The 21,149-nt window shown below is 69.0% G+C and carries 15 protein-coding genes; 8 read left to right on the top strand and 7 right to left on the bottom strand.

Features of this window, described 5'->3' with window-relative positions; all coding sequences use genetic code 11:
* Positions 1–685: 685 nt before the first annotated feature.
* Positions 686–1,696, top strand: coding sequence for a glycosyltransferase family 2 protein (locus ACAD63_RS18625; protein WP_434033129.1), 1,011 nt, complete (start codon positions 686–688; stop codon positions 1,694–1,696).
* 209 nt (positions 1,697–1,905) lie between these two features.
* On the opposite strand, the gene ACAD63_RS18620 is transcribed toward ACAD63_RS18625, so the two are convergent.
* From ACAD63_RS18620 to ACAD63_RS18610, 3 genes are all read right to left on the bottom strand, one after another.
* Positions 1,906–3,282: a sigma-54 dependent transcriptional regulator gene (locus ACAD63_RS18620; RefSeq protein WP_135704715.1), complete on the bottom strand. Its 1,377-nt coding sequence runs from the start codon at positions 3,280–3,282 to the stop codon at positions 1,906–1,908.
* Positions 3,283–4,239: 957 nt separating this feature from the next.
* On the bottom strand, positions 4,240–4,560 hold the full coding sequence (locus tag ACAD63_RS18615; RefSeq protein WP_434033128.1) for a hypothetical protein: 321 nt from the start codon (positions 4,558–4,560) through the stop codon (positions 4,240–4,242).
* A complete protein-coding gene (locus ACAD63_RS18610) occupies positions 4,557–5,525 on the bottom strand; it encodes a LysR substrate-binding domain-containing protein (protein ID WP_133093959.1) in 969 nt (322 codons plus the stop codon). The genes ACAD63_RS18615 and ACAD63_RS18610 overlap by 4 nt, the downstream gene beginning before the upstream one ends.
* 78 nt (positions 5,526–5,603) lie before the next feature.
* Between ACAD63_RS18610 and ACAD63_RS18605 the strand changes: the two genes are divergently transcribed.
* Entirely contained in the window at positions 5,604–6,866 is a 1,263-nt protein-coding gene (locus ACAD63_RS18605; protein ID WP_434033127.1) for an MFS transporter, read from the top strand.
* On the opposite strand, the gene ACAD63_RS18600 is transcribed toward ACAD63_RS18605, so the two are convergent.
* The 4 genes from ACAD63_RS18600 to hemL form a co-directional block, all read right to left on the bottom strand.
* Positions 6,863–7,366 (bottom strand): TPM domain-containing protein, encoded by a 504-nt coding sequence (locus tag ACAD63_RS18600; protein ID WP_133093962.1) that lies wholly within the window; start codon positions 7,364–7,366, stop codon positions 6,863–6,865. The two genes, ACAD63_RS18605 and ACAD63_RS18600, sit on opposite strands and share 4 nt — an antisense overlap.
* A 16-nt stretch (positions 7,367–7,382) precedes the next feature.
* Positions 7,383–8,255 (bottom strand): TPM domain-containing protein, encoded by an 873-nt coding sequence (locus ACAD63_RS18595; protein WP_434033126.1) that lies wholly within the window; start codon positions 8,253–8,255, stop codon positions 7,383–7,385.
* 10 nt (positions 8,256–8,265) lie between these two features.
* Positions 8,266–8,892, bottom strand: a complete 627-nt coding sequence (locus ACAD63_RS18590; RefSeq protein ID WP_135704726.1) for a LemA family protein — start codon at positions 8,890–8,892, stop codon at positions 8,266–8,268.
* 121 nt (positions 8,893–9,013) lie between these two features.
* The gene (hemL, locus tag ACAD63_RS18585) at positions 9,014–10,306 is read right to left on the bottom strand and encodes a glutamate-1-semialdehyde 2,1-aminomutase (RefSeq protein WP_195431656.1); all 1,293 of its coding nucleotides are present in this window, start codon (positions 10,304–10,306) and stop codon (positions 9,014–9,016) included.
* A gap of 226 nt (positions 10,307–10,532) precedes the next feature.
* Here hemL and ACAD63_RS18580 point away from each other — a divergent pair, with 226 nt between their 5' ends.
* The 6 genes from ACAD63_RS18580 (at position 10,533) to ACAD63_RS18555 (ending at position 21,045) form a co-directional block, all read left to right on the top strand.
* A complete protein-coding gene (locus tag ACAD63_RS18580; protein WP_010813017.1) occupies positions 10,533–10,703 on the top strand; it encodes a rubredoxin in 171 nt (56 codons plus the stop codon).
* A gap of 372 nt (positions 10,704–11,075) precedes the next feature.
* A complete protein-coding gene (locus tag ACAD63_RS18575) occupies positions 11,076–11,576 on the top strand; it encodes a response regulator (RefSeq protein WP_133093966.1) in 501 nt (166 codons plus the stop codon).
* Between the two features lie 27 nt (positions 11,577–11,603).
* The gene (locus ACAD63_RS18570) at positions 11,604–11,975 is read left to right on the top strand and encodes a response regulator (protein ID WP_029045760.1); all 372 of its coding nucleotides are present in this window, start codon (positions 11,604–11,606) and stop codon (positions 11,973–11,975) included.
* 52 nt (positions 11,976–12,027) lie between these two features.
* Complete coding sequence (locus ACAD63_RS18565) at positions 12,028–12,588, top strand: chemotaxis protein CheW (RefSeq protein ID WP_135704730.1); 561 nt, start codon at positions 12,028–12,030, stop codon at positions 12,586–12,588.
* 104 nt (positions 12,589–12,692) lie between these two features.
* A complete protein-coding gene (locus ACAD63_RS18560; protein ID WP_135704732.1) occupies positions 12,693–14,933 on the top strand; it encodes a methyl-accepting chemotaxis protein in 2,241 nt (746 codons plus the stop codon).
* Between the two features lie 139 nt (positions 14,934–15,072).
* Complete coding sequence (locus ACAD63_RS18555; protein WP_434033125.1) at positions 15,073–21,045, top strand: Hpt domain-containing protein; 5,973 nt, start codon at positions 15,073–15,075, stop codon at positions 21,043–21,045.
* The last annotated feature ends 104 nt before the right edge of the window (positions 21,046–21,149 follow it).

The following is a 21,149-nucleotide window of genomic DNA, read 5'->3' as shown; positions in this document are numbered from 1 at the left end:
CGGGAAGCGTGCCTGAAGCGGCGGTAGGCCATCGACACCGTATGCGGTGTTTTCACCGCACTTCGTTGCCGTCGGGAAACGCAAGCCGCGCAGGCCATTTCGGATGAACCAACTAACGGATGAGTGCGTGCGGCGCGCTGGCGCTCGCGAGCGTTCAACCCAAGGCAGGCGCTTCAACCAAAAGCATGATTTGGCAGGGTTCGGGGAGAACGATACATACGGCACTTGGATGGGGAATTGCGGTGCTTGCCGATTGCGGCGCGAGCAGTGCCGCCTGATGGATGAGGAAGCGGGAACAACGGGCCTGCGTTTCCGGATAGAAACATCGACACCTTCCGTGGCGCGCGTGGCATGTCTCGAAATGTCAGCCCGATCTCCTGCAACCCTTGTATTTGTGCGGCTTGCTGGCCAGGCAGGCCGCATGATTCAAGGAAGAAACGTTGCTCGCACCAGCGCCGCTCAGGAATAGCTATCCATGCGTTGCCGACGCTCGCGCATCTTGCTTTCCGTTCGGTGCGCGACAAAACTGGGCCAGGAAGAATGGCTGCGTTCCCGCTATGTACAGCGGGGTACTGCATGCACAAGACCAAGAAAACAGGGGGAAGATGCCGCATCGACAGCCGGTATGGTTGCACACGCGCACGCCCCCTGATGCAGGTGTTGCCAGCATCGGAGGATCCAGGTCATGTCCAACTATGAAACCCAGCTCCTGTCGCTGGTGGTGCCATTCCACAACAACGGCGCTGCGACAGATGGCTTCCTTGCGCGCGTGCTGCCGATCCTGGAATCCCTGCACGCCACGCAGTTCGAAATCGTCTGCATCAACGACGGTAGTACGGACGACACGCTGTCCAGGCTGGTCGAAGCAGCGCGCCGCGATGGCCGGATTCGCGTGATCGAGCTGACGCGCTGCTTTGGCAAGCAGGCGGCCCTGACTGCCGGCATGGACGAGGCACTCGGGGACGCCGTGGTTCCGTTCGATGCGGACCTGCGTGATCCGCCGGAGCTGATCCCGACGCTGGTCCAGTGCTGGCGACAAGGCGCGGAGGTTGTGCTTGCCCAATGCACGGGTCCTGGCAATGGCTCGTACCTGAAGCGGTTTGCCAGCGCCGTTTGCGACCGCTTGCACAACGCACTGTCTGACCTGAATATTCCCAGCAATGTCGGTGAATTCCGCCTGATGGATCGTGCGGTAGTGAATGCCATCAAGCAGCTCCCCGAAAGACATCGCTTCATGAAAGGCCTGTTCTCCTGGGTGGGCTTCAATACCGTGATCGTGCCGTATCAGCGGGAACAGTGCCGTGCAGGCTTATCGAACGAGCAGGGAAGCGGGCGATGGAGGGCGACGCTCGCCGACATCGCCAGCTTTGGTTCGGTGCCGCTGCGTGGCTGGATGTACCTTGGCTCGTGCATCGCGCTCGTCTCAATCTGCTACGGCCTGTACCTCGCCGCATATAGTGCAATGGGCGATGGGGAGGTGCCCGGCGTTGCGCCGGTGATCGCGCTCCTGCTGTTCTTCAGCGGCGTACAGCTGATTGGCATTGGCCTGGTTGGCCAATACATCGGGCGCATCTACGAGGAATCAAAAGGCAGGCCGATTTACCTGGTCAAGCGCCGCTACCATACGCGTCGTCCGCTGCGTCGCGCAGGCGGGGACGGCAAGATCATTTCACTGGTGGCCGGCAAGCGCAGCTGACAAACTGACCGAAGCATGCAAGGGTGCGGCCGCCCGGCTTCGCGGGCGGTTATTTTCGGCAGGCAAGCATGCCGGGGGCCCAGGGCCGGCACGCATGAATGGCACATTGCTGGCGGGATCGCAATCGACCCCGCCAGCAATGTCGAGAGGGATGAGTCGGGCGTGTGCGCTGAAGCTTATGAGGCGATTGGCGTGGACGGTCTCTTGCCTCAGGTTCCCTGCACGCACACCATCCCCATATCCCCCTTCCTCACCTGCAGCTTGTAATCCCGCATCAGCCGGAACAACGTCACCCGCGAAATCCCCAGTTCCGCCGCCACGTCAATCAGCCGCTCATGATTACGCTGCAGCGCCTCGACAATCGCATGCTGCTCCGCTTCCTCGCGAATCGCCGCCAGCGTCTTGGGACGTTCTTCCACAGGCGTCGCCAGTTCCAGGTCCGCCGGCTGGATCACGCCGTCCTCGCACATCGCCGCCGCATGCCGGATGCGGTTGATCAGCTCGCGCACGTTGCCAGGCCAGTTGTGCTGCTGGATCGCGCGCAGCGCGGTTGGCGAGAAGCCGCGGATGCGGGCCGGCGATTGCTTGCGCACGCCGTCGAGCACGTGCTCGGCGATCAGCATGATGTCGCTGCCGCGTTCGCGCAGCGGCGGCTGGCGTACCCGCAGCACGCACAAGCGGTGGTAGAGGTCGCCGCGGAAGCGTTCGGCGGCGATGGCGGCGTCGAGGTCGACGTGGGTTGCGGAGATGATGCGCACGTCGACTTCGATGGATTCGGTGCCGCCGAGGCGCTCGATGCGGCCGGTCTCCAGGAAGCGCAGCAGGCTGGTCTGGCTTTCCAGCGGCATGTCGCCGATTTCATCGAGGAACAGCGTGCCGCCCTGTGCCATCTCGATGCGCCCCGGCTTGCGCTTGGTGGCGCCGGTGAAGGCGCCGCGCTCGTAGCCGAACAGTTCCGACATCAGCAGCGTGGGCGGGATGGCGGCACAGTTGACGGCAACGAAGGGCTTTTGCGCGCGTTCGCTGGCATGGTGGATGGCCTGCGCGGCGAGTTCCTTGCCGGTGCCGGACTCGCCCGAGATCAGTACCGGGGTGTCCCAGCGCGAGACCTTCTCGATGCCGCGGAACAGCGTTTGCATGGCGGAACAGGTCCCGATCATGCCGTCCGGGCGCGAGCTGGCCGCCGCGCGCTGCACGGCGGGCCGCATCTGTGCCATGCCCTGCGCATGGCCGAGCGAGTGGGCCAGGTCGGCGGACTCGAACGGGGAGGTGTAGTAGTCGACGAAGTAGAGCCCGAGCAGGCGGCGTGCCGCTTCGCTCAGCGCATCGCGGCTGGCGACGATGCCGATCCAGCCGAATTGCGGCTGGGCCAGCCAGGGTTCGAACGATTCCAGCTCGGCATCACTGAAGCCGCTGTGCACGTCGAGCAGCGCGGCGGCCGGCTGGGAGCTGTGGGCCAGCGCATGCAATTCCTGCAGGTTTGACGCGAAACTGAGCTTCCAGCCCCGTTGCGACAGGACCCTGCAGAGCATGGCGTCGTGATGCTGCGACAGGTACAGCAGCGGGCGGTTGGCATACGCGCTCATACGATTTCCCCGGATTTCTTCTTATCAGACGAAACCGGCGGCGGCGGTTGCCACGCACCGGATTCGGTGGCCATAAGGCCTGCGCCGTCGCTGCATCATCGATGCCTCGCACCGGCGTCCTCCCCGAATTCTGTTCTTGCCGTCCCGCCGATGCGCCGCGTAGTCCGCCGCTGCCGCGCCGATGTCGATGGCATCGGTCACGGCAGCGGTGTCTCGCAGCGCCTGCATGGCAGGCCGGTCAGCACCCCATTCTTCCAGACGCGCCGGCAAGCCGTGCGTCCGCGATCCCGTTTCGCCGCCCGGTGGTCCGGGCTGGCAGGGTTCTTCCAGGTTGCACGGGCCACGCGCAAGCGCGCGGCCCGTGTCCTGAAAGACCTCCCTCTAATCTTGTCGGCGGCCTCTGCAACGACCCGCCGGTGCGAGCCAGTCCCTGCGGCGTGGCCCAACGCTTACAGCACCAGCCCGACTCCCCGTCCTGGGATACGAGGATCGTTCTGAAACTGACCTTCGGCGAACGCATGCCAGTATGTTTGCCGCTTCCGTTTCAGACTTCCCCTGTGTCGGGCTTCTGTTCGCGGGGACATAAGTGCGACGAACGTGCCAGTGCGGCACAAGTCATTGATTCGAAAAGAGAAACGTAAAAAGTGGGAGTTCCGGCCGCCGCCGTGGCGTGAGAAAACGTTCCGATCCTGATACATCCCCGGCCTGGTTCATGGTGCAATGCAGCATGAGTGAGGTTGTCGACCTCAGGTATACGTCACAGTTTTACGAAATGGAGTGCCGAAAGGTCTACCTGGAGGGATTCGCGGCCATCCGAAAGAGGGGAGGCGGCATTTTGGAGGTTCGGGCGCCATGGCTCCGATGATGCACGCGGCGGCCCGATCGCCGGAGTTGCATTTCCTTTACAACGGGATGAAGCCTTTTTAAGCGGAACCGGTGTGCCAGGCTTCGCCTGGCTCAACCTTTTAGCGCTTTACAGCCGGGCGTAACCGTGCTGGAGGCCTCCTGGGACGGCCGATGACAAGCATTTGCATGGTTTTGCGGATGACGCCGAAGGCCCGGCCTCATCTTTTTGGATGGGTGGCGCGGGAGATTCCTGCGCGCTGGCACGGCTGACAAATCGGTTGCATTGATGAAACTCAGGCGGTTTTCGCGGGAGTCGAAGGTCGCGTTCAGAAACACCGCCCCCGGCGCCGCGATCGTCGGCCAGCCTTTGAATTGCCTGGCGTTATCGAAAATGATTCGTATTGTCAACTTCGACGTACGAAACAATTTCATGATTGAAACTGCTGGCGTTGCCCGCCGACGGTGGCATGCGTTTGCATGGCATCGCCGCGCACCTGCTCCTGAAGCCAGGCGTGGAAGGCATGGATCGCCTTTTCCCGCGGGTTGCCTTCGCGCCAGGTGACCCAGTAGTGCAGGCTGGATGGGATCCGGGTCGAGCCGATCTGCACCAGTTGGCCGCTGGACAAGTAGTCATGCGCCAGCTGCGCGCGCGCGGTGGCAAGGCCCAGTCCGGCCACGGCCGACTGCAGCATCAGCCCCGCATCCTGGAAGATCGGGCCGCGCTCGGGCTCGTCACCCGGCAGGCCGGCAGCTTCCAGCCAGTCGCGCCATGGGCGCAGCGCAAAGCGCAGCATCGGCAGGCGCGGCACGTCGGCCAGCGTGAAGCCGGGGTAGCGCGCCAGCAGCGCCGGGCTGGCTACGGCGATGACGTGGTCCTCGATCAGGTTGTGGCACTCGAAGCCGGGCAGGTCCACGCGCTGGTGCCAGATGCCGACGTCGACGCTGTACGGGTCGGGCGGGCTGATCTCGGCGTGCAGCCGCAAATGCAGGTCCAGCGACGGCACCTGTGCATGCAGGCTGGGCAGCCGCCGGATCAGCCAGGCATTGGCCAGGTCCTCCATCACGCTGACCTGCAGCCGTACCACCGGCGGCGCGGCGCTGTTGCCGGCCTCGCGCAGCGCGCTTTCGATGCTGTCGAGCGCGGCGCGCACCTGTTCGGCCAGCCGCGCGCCAGCGCTGGTCGGCGTCATCTGGCTGCCGCTGCGCTGGAACAGCTTGGTGCCCAGGCTGGCTTCCAGCCCGCGGATATGGTGGCTGATGGCGCTGTGCGTCAGCGCCAGCTCTTCGGCCGCGCGCGAGAAGCTGCGGTGGCGCGTGGCCGCCTCCAGCGCACGCAGCGCTTGCAGTGGGGGCAGGTGGACGGGGCGATGGGCGGGTTTGCCGGGGGATCTGGACATGGCCGTCAAATTCTACTCACAATCGCCGCGGGTATGTTTCGTTGGCCTTGCACCGGAATGGGTACGACAATGCGGGCCATGACGACTACCACTTCATCCGCTTTGTCTTCCGTCCCGGCGCCAACGGAACAAGCCCACGCGCGCTGGCGCGTGCTGGCCGTGTTCTCGCTGGGCTTCCTGGTGTCCTATGTGTTCCGCGGGGTCAACCTGGGCTTCGCGCCGCACCTGACGCGCGAACTGGGGCTCAATGCCGGCGACCTGGGTTTGCTCACCAGCTTCTATTTCCTTGGCTTTGCCTGTGCCCAGCTGCCCGCCGGCATCCTGCTGGACCGTTTCGGCCCGCGCCGCACCGAGGCGACGATGCTGCTGGTGGCCGTTGCCGGCTCGCTGGTGTTCGCGCTGGCGCCGGGCATGGCGGGGCTGGCCACCGGCCGGCTGCTGATTGGCGTGGGCGTATCGGTGTGCCTTGGCGCCGCCATCCAGGCGCTGTCGATGTGGTTCCCGCTGTCGCGCATGCCGTTGCTCAACGGCGTGGTGATGGCGATCGGCGGGTTCGGCGCGGTGCTGGTCGGCACTCCGCTGTCGTGGCTGCTGTCGCTGACGGACTGGCGCATGGTCAGCGCCGGGCTGGCGGTCGTGTCGCTGGCGATGGCGGCGCTGCTGTGGTTCGGCGTGCCCGACAAGCCACGCGCCGGCAAGGAAAGCCTGCGCGAGCAGCTGCGCGGCACGCGCCAGATCCTGGGCAGCGAGCGCTTCTGGCGCGTGGTGCCGCTGACGCTGCTGAACCAGGGCGTGTTCCTGGCGGTGCAGACGCTGTGGGTCGGTGCCTTCCTGCGCGATGTGCCGGGTTTCGATCCGGGCACCAGTGCGCGGCTGGTTTCGGTGATCGGCTTTGCGATGATGGCGGGCTGCGTCGGCTCGGGCTGGGCGGCGCGCCACCTGGAGCGCATCGGCGTCAGCCTCTATGCCTTTGCCGGCATCGGCATGACCGGTTTTATCGTGGTGCAGGCGCTGCTGATGGCGCAGGTGCCGCTGCCGCCGGTGCTGCTGTGGGCGGCCTACGGCGTGTTCGGCTCAAGCGGCATCCTGACCTATGCGGTGCTGGCGCGCAGCTTCCCCGACGCGCTGATCGGTAGGGCTACCACGGCACTGACGCTGACGGTGTTTTTGTCGACCTTTGCGTGCCAGGTCGGGGTAGGGTTCGTGCTGGACCTGTGGCCGTCCAGCGGCGGCCACTATCCGAAGGCGGCGCACATGACGGCGTGGGGCGGGCTGGTGGCGCTGCAGGTGCTGGCGGCGGTGTGGTACCTGATGGGCGCGCGGCGCGCGCCCGCCCGCTAGATCACGATCGGCCGGTCGTCCAGCTCATTGGGGTTGTGCCCCCCATCCGACGGGAAATGGCTGGCCAGCAGCTCATGGATGCGCGCCACCGTCACCAGCACCGGCGCCACCGACAGGTCCTGCTTCAGCCCGTGCGCCAGTTCATCGCACAGTTCGCGCCAGATTGCCGGCCCGACGCTGGCGTCGATGCCGCGGTCGGCCAGCAGCTCGACGGCGTGGTCGGCCAGGTTGATATAGAGCAGCACGCCGGTATGGTCGGCGGTATTCCAGACTTCAAGCGCGCCGAACAGGAAGCGGGCGCGCTCGCGCGGGGTCACGCCGGCCCAGGCGTGGCCCAGCGGCAGGCTGGCCTCGATGACCACGCGGATCTCGCCGCGATGGCGTGACTCGCCGGCATGCACGGCCGCATGGAGCTGCTGCTGGGCCTCGGCCGGGAAGTGCTTGCGGGCGGTGCCGGCGGTGGTGGCGAAATGATGCAGGGCACGTCGGAGATGGGGCATGCTCGTCGCTCCTTGTTCACCAGTTGCCGGACGCGCCGCCGCCATCGAAGCCGCCGCCGCCTCCGCCGCTGAAGCCGCCACCATCACCACCGCCGCCGCCGAAACCTCCTCCGAAGCCACCGCCGCGTCGTCCCCAGTCCTGCCCCATGCCGTAGCCGCCCAGCCCGCCCAGGCCGCCGGCGATCACGTCACGGCCACGCCGGGTGGTGACGATCTGCGGCCCGCGCGAGCGCCGCATGGCGCCGATAAAGAAAAACAGGATGATCGCCAGCGGGAACAGCACCGGCAGCCAGTCGGCCAGCGCCGAGGATTGCTGCGCCTTGCGCGGCTGCGGCCCGGCCAGGCCTTCCTTGTCGATGGTGGCCTGGATGGCGGAGATGCCGGCCGCCAGCCCGCCATAGAAATCGTTCTGGCGGAAATGCGGCGCCATCACGTCCTGCAGGATGCGCTTGGACATGGCATCGGTCAGCGACCCCTGCACGCCGCGGCCGACCTCGAGCCGCATCTTGCGCAGCCCGGGCGGGTTGTCCTTGGCGATCAGCACGATCACGCCGTCGTCGATGCCCTTGCGCCCGGCGCGCCAGGCGTCGGCCACGCGGATGCTGTAGGCGTCGATGGGCTCGGGCTCGGTGGTCGGTACCATCAGCACGAAGATCTGGCTGCCGCGCTGCTGCTCGTATTCGGCGAGCACGTTTTCCAGCGCGGTGCGCTGCTGCGAGCTGAGCGTGCCGGTCAGGTCGGTGACGCGCTGGGTCAGCGGCGGCACCGGCACGAAGCCGTCGGCCGCCAGCGCCGGCGCGCACAGCCATGCCGCCAGCCACAGCAGCAGCGCGGCCAGGCCGGTGCGCCAGGAGGACGGCTGCTGCGAGCGGCCGGTGGTCAGGCCCATGGCCGCCGCCTCAGAACTTGACTGCCGGCGGCGTCGAGATGGCCTTCTCGTTGTCCACCGTGAACGACGGCTTGACCGGGTACTTGAAGATCATCGCGGTCAGGTTGGTGGGGAAGCTGCGCGCCAGGACGTTGAAGTCCTGGACCGCGGCGATGTAGCGCTGGCGCGCCACGGTGATGCGGTTCTCGGTGCCTTCCAGCTGCGACTGCAGGTCGCGGAAGGAGGCGTCGGCCTTCAGTTGAGGGTAGTTCTCGGACACCGCCAGCAGGCGCGACAGCGCGCTGGACAGTTCGCCCTGCGCCTGCTGGAAGCGCTTGAACGCTTCCGGGTCGTTCAGGGTCTCGGGCGAGACCTGGATGCTGGTCGCGGCGGCGCGCGCCTTGGTCACCGCTTCGAGCGTCTCGCGCTCGTGCGTGGCGTAGCCCTTGACGGTGTTGACCAGGTTGGGGATCAGGTCGGCGCGGCGCTGGTACTGGTTGATGACCTCGCCCCAGGCCGCCTTGACCGCCTCGTCCTTGGCCTGGAAGTCGTTGTAGCCGCAGGCGGTCAGCAGGCTGGCCATGGCCGCCAGCAGCAGCCAGCGCAGCACGGACAGCGGCGAGCGCAGCTGCGAGGACAGGGAGAAAGAGGCGCGCATCGTGGGACTCCGCAGGTTAGGCATGGCAGGCATGGCCTGGCGAGTCCCAAGTGTAGCGCACCGCCCATCTGCCAGGCGACGGCCCAGGCGACGCCCCGGCACGTCGCCCGCCGGCATGGCCTCAGGCCGCCGCGAACGCCTTGCGCGCGGCATCGAAGGTGGCGCCCAGGATGGCGTCGTCGTGCTGCGCCGAGACAAAGCCGGCCTCGAACGCCGACGGCGCCAGGTAGACGCCGTTGTCCAGCATGGCATGGAAGAAGCGATTGAAGCGCGCGGTGTCGCTCTTGGTCACCTCGGCGAAGCTGCCCGGCACGTCTTCGCGGAAATACAGGCCGAACATGCCGCCGATGGCGTCCGCTGCGAACGGCACGCCGGCTGCCTGCGCGGCTTCGGCCAGGCCGTCGGCCAGCTTGCGGGTCTGCGCGGCCAGCCGGTCGTAGAAGCCGGGCGCCTGGATCAGCTTCAGCGTGGTCAGGCCGGCGGCCACCGCCAGCGGATTGCCCGACAGCGTGCCGGCCTGGTAGACGCCGCCCAGCGGCGCCAGCTTGGCCATGATGTCGCGCCGCCCGCCGAAGGCTGCCGCCGGCATGCCGCCGCCGATCACCTTGCCCAGGCAGGTCATGTCCGGGCGGATGCCGTAGTGGGCCTGGGCGCCGCCCAGCGCCACGCGGAAGCCGGTCATCACTTCGTCGAAGATCAGCACCGCGCCGTCGCGGCTGCACAGTTCGCGCATAGCCTTCAGGAAGGCGTCGCTGGCGCGCACCAGGTTCATGTTGCCGGCCACCGGCTCGACGATCACCGCGGCGATCTCGCCGGCGTGCTTGGCGAAGGCCTGCTCCAGCTGCTCGACGTTGTTGTACTCCAGCACCATGGTGTGGCGCGTGACGTCGGCCGGCACGCCAGCCGAGGAGGGGGCGTTCTGCGTGGTGTCGGCAAAGGTCAGCAGGCCCGAGCCGGCCTTGACCAGCAGGCTGTCGGCATGGCCGTGGTAGCAGCCCTCGAACTTGATGATCAGGTCGCGGCCGGTAAACCCGCGCGCCAGCCGCAGCGCGCTCATGGTCGCCTCGGTGCCGGAAGACACCAGCCGCACCTGCTCGATCGACGGCACCAGCTTGCAGATTTCCTCGGCCATGGCGATCTCGGCCTCGGTCGGGGCGCCGAACGAGAAGCTGTGGGCCGCGGTCTCCTGCACCGCGCGCACCACCTCGGGGTGGGCGTGGCCGACGATCATCGGACCCCAGGAGCCGATGTAGTCGATATAGCGCTGGCCATCGGCATCCCACATATAGGCTCCTTCGGCGCGCGTGATGAAGCGCGGCGTGCCGCCCACCGAGCGGAAGGCACGCACGGGGGAGTTGACGCCGCCAGGAATGGTCTGCTGGGCGCGGTCGAAGAGCTGCTGGTTACGGGACATGGCGTTGAGTGGGATCAAGGACTGCTGGGAACGTGGCGGCGCGGCCGGCGTCTCGTCGACATGCAGGCAATACCGTGGAATGTCACGGCAATTGACTGCCAATCCGGCGCTAACATGCGCGAACACGGCGGAACTGGCACGATTCTGGCGGTCGCCGGCTGGCGCGGGCGGCACGGTTTCGGTACCATCTGCGCTGGATTTTAATGGAGAGTGGCCAGAGCCTGTTATGGAATACAAGACTTGGATGTGCCTGATCTGCGGCTGGATCTACGACGAAGCCGCAGGCGCGCCGGAAGACGGCATCGCCCCCGGTACCCGGTGGGAAGACGTGCCCATCAACTGGACCTGCCCGGAATGCGGTGCGCGCAAGGAAGATTTCGAGATGGTGGCCATCTGACGCTGGCAGCCGCCCGGCACGACGCCAGCTTGTGCGCCATCGAAGCTTCATAGAAAGCCGCCACACTGGCCACGCGCGTCGCGCCGATACGACAGAACGCCGTCAAGGGCCCGCCGCTCCGGATTGACGGCCCCCCGGCGTCTTGTCACACTCTGTTGCAAATTATGTGGCCGTCCATCCGCCATTGGTGGGGAAGACGGCAGGCAGGTGCGGGTTCCACGCACCGCCACTGCCGGGTCTGGCCCGGCCTTGAAGGGAAGCAGAATCATTTTTCGGGGGTCCGTCGGGGCGCGCATGGGTCGCGCTGCTCCGCACGGGTGTTCTCTAGTGCTTGCCGGCGCGCCGCAGGGCGTGGCCGGTCGCGGGAACAACATGCGGGTCGCTCATACAGAAGAAAACCAGCGGGTCAATGCCGCCGGCGCCAGCATTGCGGCGCCTGGCGTACCAATGCCGGACACCCAGGCGCACGCGCGCCGCAAGGTGCTGGTCATCGACGATTCCAGCACCATCCGCCGCACGGCGGAAATCTTCCTGTCGCAGGCGGGATACCAGGTCATGCTGGCCGAGGACGGCTTCGAGGCGCTGGCCAAGGTCGGCGAGCTGCATCCGGACCTGGTCTTCTGCGACATCCTGATGCCCCGGCTGGACGGGTACCAGACCTGCTCCCTGATCAAGAAAAGCCCGCGCTTCCACGCCATCCCCGTGATCATGCTGTCGTCGCGCGACGGCGTGTTCGACCGCTCGCGCGGCCGGCTGGTGGGGGCGCATGACCATCTAGCCAAGCCGTTCACCCGCGAGGCGTTGCTGCAGGCCGTGCAGGCCTGCCTGCCGGTCCGCGCCGACGTGGCGGAAAAGGCCTTGCCGGCATGCTGACGGCGTGAACGAACCGAAGGAAACCTCATGACTGCCATCAACAAGATCCTGATCGTCGACGACTCTCCGACCGAAGCGCTGTTCATGTCCGACCTGCTCGGCAAGCGCGGCTTCAAGGTCTCGGTCGCCGGCAACAGCGACCAGGCCTTCGCGCGCCTGGAATCGGAAAGCTTCGACCTGATCCTCATGGACGTGGTGATGCCCGGCCAGAACGGCTACCAGGCGACCCGCGCGATCAAGCGCGACGACCGCTTCAAGGACATCCCCGTGATCATGTGCACCAGCAAGGGCCTGGACACCGACCGCATCTGGGGCATGCGCCAGGGCGCGTCGGACTACATCGTCAAGCCGGTCGACGGCGAGGAACTGCTGGGCAAGATCGCCGCGCTGGCGCACTGAGCCGCCAGCGCCGGCCGTACGGGATGCCACCACCAGTACCGGGGACCGCCACATGAACGCGCCACGCCAAGACCTACGCGCCCGCCACACCCGCCTGCAGGACTACCAGGCCATGCTGGCCCGGCGCCTGCGCGAGGCGCGCACCCTGCCCGCCGCAGACAGCTACCTGGCGCTGCAGATCGGCGCGCGCCACTGGCTGCTGCCGCTGGCGGAGACCGGCGAGGTGCTCGACATGCGCCCGCCCAGCCGCGTGCCGCTGACGCAGCCGTGGTACAGCGGCCTGGTCAATGCGCGCGGCAGCCTGCTTGGCGTGATCGATTTCAGCCTGTTCTGCGGCGGCGCGCCCACGCCGGTGCAGCCCGGCAGCAAGCTGGTGGTGCTGTCGCGCCAGGTGGAGCGCGCCTGCGCGATCCTGGCCACGCGCGTGGCCGGCTTGCGCCATGCCACGGAACTGGGGCTGCCGCACGAGGAGGCGGCGCAGGGACTGGATGAGGTGCCGGCCTGGGAGGGCCAGCGCTTTGCCGACCGCGACGGGCGCGACTGGCAGGTGCTCAACGTGCGCGCGCTGCTGGACGCGCCGGCGTTCCTGCAGGTGGGCCGCAGCGCGGCCTGAGGCGCGCAGCGCCGCGAGCAGGCAAGAAACAAGCGCTGGCCCCGGCCTGGCGCACCCGGCACGAGCCGCCGGGCACAACAACGAATAGAACGGAAGAGGGTGCCATGGGTTTCAAGAAATTCAGCCTGGGCCGGCGTACGCCGGCAGCCGACGCCGCCGCCGCCCTTGGCGGCGGGCCGGACATGGCCTATGCCGGCGGCCGGGAAGCCGCGCCCGCGGAACCTGCATCTGCCACACCTGCCGCGTCGGCCGCACCCGCCGGGCTTGGCGCCACGCCGCTGGAGCACGTGTCGGCGTGGATGGGCCGCATGCCGTTCTCGTCGCAGCAGCGGGTGCTGACCGTGGGCGTGGTGGTGTCGCTGGTGGCGCTGCTGGGCTCGGTGTACCTGGATAACCGCATCGCCAACAATGCCGCGGCGCAGATCGAGATCGCCGGCGACATGCTGATGCACTCGCAGCGCCTGGGCAAGGCGGTGCCGGTGGCGCTGCTGGGCAATGCGCAGGCCTTTACGCAGCTGCGCGAGTCCAAGGAGACGCTGGCGAAGGACCTGAAGGCGCTGCAGGACGGCAGCGACGAGAAACACGTGCGCGCCACCACGGGCGATGCCGCGCCGCTGCTGGAAACCGCGATGACGTCGTGGAAGCGCTCGGAGAAGAGCGCGGCCGACGTGCTGGCCCAGCGGCCTGTGCTGACAACGATCGGCCAGACCCTGCAGGTCTTCAACGCGTCGAACCCCGAACTGCTGGAAGCCGCCGAGCAGGTGGCCGCGATCAAGCTGCAGTCCGGCGCCAATGCGCGCGAGGTGGCGGCGTCCGCGCAGCTGGTGATGCTGACGCAGCGCCTGGGCAAGAACCTGAACGAGTTCCTGGCCGGCGAAGGCGTCAACCCCGAGACCGCGTTCCTGCTCGGCAAGGACACCAACACCTTCCGCGAGACGCTCGACGGCCTGATGAACGGCAGCGAAGCGCTGCGCCTGAATGCCGCCACCGACGAAGAGACGCGCGGCTACCTGAAGCAGCTGTCGCAGCGTTTCGACGCGGTGCAGAAGACCACCCAGACCATTCTGCAGAACCTGCCCGGCCTGATCGCCGCCAAGCGCGCGCAGCAGCAGATCTTCAACGACAACGAGGCGCTGCGCGGCGAGCTGTCGGCCCTGCAGCGCGCGTATGCGGAGTCGGCGCGCCTGCGCCCGGTGACGCTGGGCGCGACCGTGGTGTCCGCGCTGCTGACGCTGCTGTGCCTGGTCGGCCTGGCCGCGCTGTACCTGCGCGATTCGCGCATGCGCGCCCTCGAAGCCGAGGCGCGCGAACGCGAGGCCGAAGCGCGCCGCCTCGATGAAAAGCGCAACAACGACAACACCCAGAAGGCCATTCTGCAACTGATGAACGAGCTGCAGGATATCGCCGACGGCGACCTGACGCGGCAGGCCACGGTGACCGAGGACATCACCGGTGCCATCGCCGACTCGGTCAACTACACCGTGGAAGAACTGCGCGAGCTGGTCGGCCGGGTGCAGCAGACCGCGGGCGAGGTGACGCAGGCGTCGGGGCAGGTGCAGGCCACCTCGACCCAGCTGCTGTCGACCACCGAGGAGCAGTCGCGCCAGATCCGCCAGACCGGCGAATCGGTGGTGGAGATGGCCGACCGCATCACGCAGGTGTCGCGCGGCGCGGCCGAGTCGGCCAATGTGGCGCGCGCCTCGCTGACCGCGGCCGAGCAGGGCCAGCAGGCGGTGCAGAACGCCATCTCCGGCATGAACGACATCCGCGAGCAGATTCAGGAAACCTCCAAGCGGATCAAGCGCCTGGGCGAATCGTCGCAGGAGATCGGTGAAATCGTCGAGCTGATTTCCGACATTACCGAGCAGACCAACGTGCTGGCACTGAACGCCGCCATCCAGGCCGCCTCGGCCGGCGAAGCCGGGCGCGGCTTCTCGGTGGTGGCCGAGGAAGTGCAGCGGCTGGCCGAACGCTCCGGCGAGGCCACCAAGCAGATCGGGGCGCTGATCCGCACCATCCAGACCGATACCCAGGACGCCGTGCACGCCATGGAGCGCAGCACGCAGGGCGTGGTCGAAGGCGCGCGCCTGTCGGACAACGCCGGCGCGGCGCTGGTCGAGATCGGCCGCGTGTCGCGCCAGCTGGCGGAGCTGATCGAGCAGATCTCGCAGTCCACCTCGCACGAGGCCGACCTTGCCACCACGGTGGCGCGCCATATCGAACGCATCCTGCAGGTTACCGAGCAGACCACCAGCGGCACGCGCCAGACTGCGCAATCCGTGCGCCAGCTGACGCTGCTGTCCGAGGAACTGCGCAACTCGGTGTCGCGCTTCAAGATCGCCTGAGTGGCCGGATGACGCCTGCGACTGCTTCCGCGCAGCGCGGCAACTGCCGCCACGCCTGCCAACAAGCCAACCCAGCGCCTGCCTGCCGCCGCGGCGGGCCGCCCGCGGCCGCCCTGGCGGCGCCGCACTGGAAGCCGTCATGTCCATGAATTTTCCCCTCCCGAGCGAAGCGGCCGATGCCAATGCATCGCTGCCGGCGCCCGCCATGCCCGAACCGGAAGCGGCGCCGCTGCCCGCATCGGCCACCACTGCCGCGCCGGCCGACGCCGGCGGCGCGGCGCGCGACCTGTCCGGGTTGGCGTGGCTCGCGCCGAGCCTGCGCGGCGCGCTCGAAGACGCGGCCGCGGAGCTGGGCCACTACGTCGATGAAATCCGCCAGGCGCCCGAGGCGCTGGGCGCGCGCGATACCACCTCGCTGCGGCTCGCCGGCCAGCACCTGCACCAGGCGGCCGGGGCGGTGCATATCGTCGGACTGCGCGGCACCGATCCGTACTGCCAGGCGCTGCGGCGCCTGCTCGAGGCCATCGATGCCGGCCAGCTTGCCGCCGATGCGCAGGCACTGGCGGTGTTCCGCGCCGGCGTGCAGGCACTGGCCGAATATGTCGACGACCTGATGGCCGGCGACGATGAGGCCCCGCTGCGGCTGTTCCAGCCCTACGCCGGCGTGCTGGCGCAACTGCGCGAGGAGCGCGTGCATCCGGCCGACCTGTGGCTCGACGAGCTGCAGATGCTGCCCGGCATGCTGCTGCCGGCGCGCAGCCCCGCCGCCATCACGCGCGCGCGCCAGCAGTTCGAGGCCACGCTGCTGAAGGCCATGCGCCTGCCCGCCGCGTGCCAGGACCCGGCCCTGCTGCGCGAGGCCTGGCTGCCACTGCATGCGGCGCTGGATGAAGTGCGCGCCAACGAGCAGGAGCCGCGCCGCGCCGCCGACCACCCGGACCGCGACGTGTGGCATGTGCTGGGGCTGGTGTTCCGCGCGCTTGCATATGGACTGCTGCCGTCCGACCTGCTGGCCAAGCGCTTTGCCGGGCGTGCCAACCTGCTGCTGCGCCAGTACCAGCAAGGGCATGTGCGCGTGCCGCAGGCGCTGCTGAACGATGCCGTGTTCCTGCTGGTGTGCACGGGGCTGGCGAAAACGGCTGCCGCAGACGCGGTCCAGGCCGATGGCGCGGCTGCCGCGCGCAGCGTCATCGCCCGTACGCTGGCGGCCTTCCGGCTCGACGCCGCGCACGCGGTGGCCGATGCCGACTTCCGGCTGCGCTACTACGGCTGGCTCGACCCGATCGATACGCGCAACCTGCAGCAGGCCGCCGCGGGGCTGGAGCAGGCCGCTGCCGGCGACCAGGCCGGCTGGGAAAGCGCGCTGGCGGCGCTCGCCGAAGCCGCGCAGCCGCTGGGACAGCCGCCGCTGCAGCGCTGCCTGTCGCAGGCGGCGGTGTCGGCCGCGGGGCCCGACTGGGAGCGTAGCCGTGCCGCAGCGCTGGGCGCCACCGGCATCGCGTTGTTCCTGGCGCGTGCGCTCGCCTTGCCGTGGCGCGTGCACGGACAATCCGCCCATCCCGCCGCGGCGCGCTTTGCCGCGCAGTGCGAGGCACTGGCCGACTGCCTGCACCAGTCGCTGTCGGATCCCGCCGTGGGCGCGCCGGCGTGGCTGGCCAGCATGGTCGACGATGCGCGCGCGCAGGCGCTGCGCGGCGAGGCCGTGGCGCAGCTGCGCGCGCACCTCGACAGCGGCGAATCGTGGCTGGACAGCTATGACCGCAACGCCGCGCGTGCCGACGGCGCCGGCCACCTGCGCGATGCGCGCCAGGCGTTCGCGGCGCTGGGCAACACGCTGGAGCGGCTGCAGGCGTCGCCGGCGCTACCGGCCGCGCTGGCCGGCGACGCGGGCAGGGCCATGGCTGCGGTGCAGGCTGTCAATGAGCGGCTGGCCGCGGTTGGCGATGCCTCCCACGCTTCCGATGCCGCCTTGCGCACCGAACTGCTCGCCGCCGTGGCGGCAGAGCTGGGCACCGTCCATGCCTTTGCCGATGCGCTTGAATTCGGCCGCGCCCGCCGTCAAGACATCCCCGCCGAAGTCGCAGCCGCCGATGACGGGCGCGCTTTCCAGCATCCGCTCGCTGCCGCGCGCGACGCCGCGGCCGAAGCGCTGCACGCCGGCCCTATGCCCGACGCACCGCAGGTGCAGCGGCTGCGTGCCGCGCTGCAGGCACTGGCAGACCAGGCCGCGATCGACGACAATGCGCCGCTGCGGCGCCGCGCCGCCGATGCCACCACCCAATGCAATGCCTGGCTGGCTGGCAGCGACGATGCCGCCGGCCGCCTGATGCTGGCGCTGGCAGATGCCGCGGGCGAACCCGAACCCGCGCCCCTGCCTGCCGCTGCCGCAGAGCCGGCCCTGCCCGCCGCCGGCGACAGCGCGGCGGTCGATGCCGAGCTGCTCGACATCTTCCTGAACGAAGCCGACGAGGTACTGGGCGGTATTGCCGGCGACCTCAACGCAGGTGTCGATGCCTTGGGCGATGCCGACACGCTCAGCCGCGTGCGGCGCGCCTTCCATACGCTCAAGGGCTCGAGCCGCATGGTCGGGCTGCATCGCTACGGCGAAGCCGCCTGGGCGGTGGAGCAGGTGATGAACCTGTGGATCGCCGAGGCGCGCGCGCCGGCGCCGGCGCTGCTGTCGCTGCTGCGCCGCGCGCACGCCGAGCTCTCGGTGTGGGTGGCACAGCTGCACCGCGATGCAGCTGCGGCGCACGACATCGCGCCGCTGGTGGCGACCGCCGAGGCGGTGCGCGACGGCGGCCTGGCGACGGCCGACGAGGCGGTGCCAGCCGAGCCCTCCATCCCCGAAGAAGCTCCGCGCGCAGCGTCCGCGGACGACAGCCAGCCGGGCGCGGCGGCACCGCAGGACACGCCCGCCGACGACGACAACGTCATTCCGTTCCGCCTGGCCGGCGGCTTGTCCAGCGACGAGGACAACTACAAGGTCATCGGCCCGGTGCGCATCGGCCTGGCGCTCTACAACGTCTACCTGCAAGAGGCCGACGACCTGCTGCGCCAGTTCGCCACCGATGTTTCCGAATGGCGCCACGAGGACCATCCGTGCCCGAGCGAACTGGCGCTGCGCGTGGCGCACACGCTGCAGGGCAGTGCCTCGACCGTGGGGCTGGAGCCGGTACGCGAGATCGCCGAAGCGCTGGAAGGACTGCTGCTGCAGCTGGGCTCGCACCCGGTGGCGATGCATCCGGGCGACTTCCGCCTGCTGGAGCAGGCGGTTGAACGGCTGCGCGGCATGCTGCACCAGTTTGCCGCCGGCGTGTGGCCGCAAGCCGACGCCGGCCTGCGCCGCAGCCTGGTGGAATTCGGCGAACGCGCCTTGCTGCGCCCGCGCGTGGCCGTGCCCGCAGCGTCCGCGCCGGTGGATGACATGGCGCAGCTTTATGGCCAGCCGCCGCACGGGGACGACGAAGTGCCGCTGGTGGCTGAGCCCGCGCCTGCGCCGGCCCAGCCCGCGCCGCCTGCGCAGCATGATGCCGTGGTGATCGCGCTGCCGACTTCGCACCGGCCGCCGGTCGCGGTGGCGGCCGGCGACGCTGCGGCCCGCGCGTCTGACGCCGCGCCTGACCCGGCGCTGGTCCAGATATTCCTCGAGGAAGCCCAGGGCACGCTGCCCGAACTCGGCAAGCTGGTGCGCACCTGGGAAGCGGCGCCGGCGGACACGCGCCACGGCGGACTGGTGCTGCGCGCGTTGCATACGCTCAAGGGCAGTGCGCGCATGGCGGGCGCGATGGCGCTGGGCCAGGCCGCGCACGAGATGGAGACGCTGCTCGATGCCAGCCTGCGCGCGCAGGCCGGGCAGGGCGCCGGGCCGCAGCTGTTCGCGCGCCTCTACGCCTGGTACGACCGCATCCTCGCGCACGCCGAAGCGCTGCAGGCCGGACGCCTGCTGCCCGTCGACGACCCCGATGTGATCAACGGCCTCAGCGTGTCGCCGCAGGATGAGGCGGAACCCGCTGCCGAAGCGCACCCTGAAGCGGCCCTGGATCCTGCCGCCGACGTTGCCGGTGCGGGCTCCATGCTGCCGGTCATGCCCGGGCCCGCGGACGTGATGGTGCCGATGCCGCCCACCGGGCTCACGCCGGCCGCCGAGCCGCAGCGTGCGCTGGTGCGCGTGCAGGCGCGCGCGCTCGATACGCTGATCAACGAGGCGGGTGAAGTCGGCGCGACGCGCGCGCGGCTCGACAGCGAACTCGACGCGATGCGCACCTACCTGGGCGAACTCAACGACAACGTGGCGCGCCTGCGCGGCCAGTTGCGCGAGATCGAGATCCAGGCCGAATCGCAGATGGCGTCGCGCATCGCCGACGCGCAGCACAAGCAGGAGTTCGACCCGCTCGAGTTCGACCGCTTCACCCGCTTCCAGGAACTGACGCGGATGATGGCCGAATCGGTCAACGACGTGGCCACCGTCGAGCAGAACCTGCAGCGCGGCTTCGACCGCGCCGCCGGCGACCTGGCCGCGCAGGCGCGGCTGACGCGCGGGCTGCAGCGCAGCCTGATGCAGGCGCGCATGGTGCAGTTCGACGCGCTGGCCGAGCGCCTGTACCGCGTGGCGCGCCAGGCCGCCGCGGAGACCGGCAAGGAAGTGCGGCTGCTGATCAAGGGCGGCACGGTGGAGATCGACCGCTCCGTGCTGGACCGCATGGCCGGCCCGATCGAACACCTGATCCGCAACGCGGTGGTGCACGGGATCGAGCCCGCGCCGCAACGCCGCGCCGCCGGCAAGCCCGCCACGGGCGCGCTGACGCTCGAGGTGCAGCAGGAAGGCAACGAAGTGGTGCTGCACTTCGTCGACGACGGCAACGGGCTGGACCTGGCGCGCATCCGTGCGCGCGCGGTCGAGCGCCGCCTGCTCGCGCCGGACGACGACGCCGGCGAGGCACGCCTGACCGAGATGATCTTCACCCCCGGCTTTTCCACGGCGGACACGGTTTCCGAGCTCGCCGGGCGCGGCGTCGGCATGGACGTGGTGCGCGCCGAGACCGTGGCGCTGGGCGGCCGCATCACGCTGGCCTCGAAGGCCGGGCAGGGCACCACCTTTACCGTGCACCTGCCGCTGACCACGGCCATCACGCAGGTGCTGGTGTTCTCGCTGGGCGCGCGGCGCTATGCCGTACCCAGCGGCATGATCGACCAGGTGCAGCAGCTGCGCGCGCCGGCGCTGGTGGAGGCCTACAACCAGGGACGCTTCGCCGTGGCCGGCGCCGAGGTGCCGTTCTTCTATTTCGGCGCGCTGCTGGAAGAGGGCAACGGCGTGGCAGCCGGCCGCAAGTACTCGCCGGTGGTGCTGGTGCGCAGCGGCGCCGAACGTGTCGCCGTGCACGTGGACGAGGTGGTCGGCAACCGCGAAGTGGTGGTCAAGCACATCGGGCCGCAGCTGGCGCGGCTGGAAGGCATTGCCGGCGCGACCACGCTCGGCGACGGCGAGATCGTGCTGATCTACAACCCGGTGGTGCTGGCGCAGCGGCTGCTGCGCGAGCGCGGCCAGCCCGCGCCGCAGCAGGTGGTTCCCGCGGAGTCCGCGCCGGAGTTGGCGCCGCAGTTGGCGCAACCGGTGGCCGGGCCGCTGGGCGCGGTCGCCGAACTGGCCGGCGACGGCAGCGCCGCGCCGGTGCGGGGCCTGGCGCTGCAGCCCACGGTGATGGTGGTTGACGATTCGCTGACCGTGCGCAAGGCGACCCAGCGTCTGCTCGGCCGCGCCGGCTACCAGGTGGTGCTGGCGCGCGACGGCGTGGATGCGCTCAAGCAGCTGCAGGACGTGATGCCGGATGCGATGCTGGTGGACATCGAGATGCCGAACATGGACGGCTTCGACCTGACCCGCAACGTGCGCTCCGACTCGCGCACCGCGCACATGCCGCTGGTGATGATCACCTCGCGCACGGCGGACAAGCATCGCCGCTATGCGGAGGAGATCGGCGTCAACGTCTACCTCGGCAAGCCGTATAACGAAGACCACCTGCTGGCCACGCTGCAGCGCCTGCTGGGCGCGCGCGCGGCGGGGACGGCGGCATCAGTGGCGCAGATGCTGGGCGAGGGGCCGCCCGCCTGAGTGTTTGGTCCCCTCTCCCGCTTGCGGGAGAGGGAGACCACCGTCAGTTTGCGTAAGGCATTCGGCAAAAAGCAACCCGCCAAAAGAAAAAGCGCGGCATCGCA

Origin of the sequence: Cupriavidus sp. a3, from assembly GCF_051015765.1 — a bacterium.
Lineage (GTDB): Bacteria > Pseudomonadota > Gammaproteobacteria > Burkholderiales > Burkholderiaceae > Cupriavidus > Cupriavidus oxalaticus_A.
This window is presented reverse-complemented; position numbering and strand designations above follow the sequence as displayed.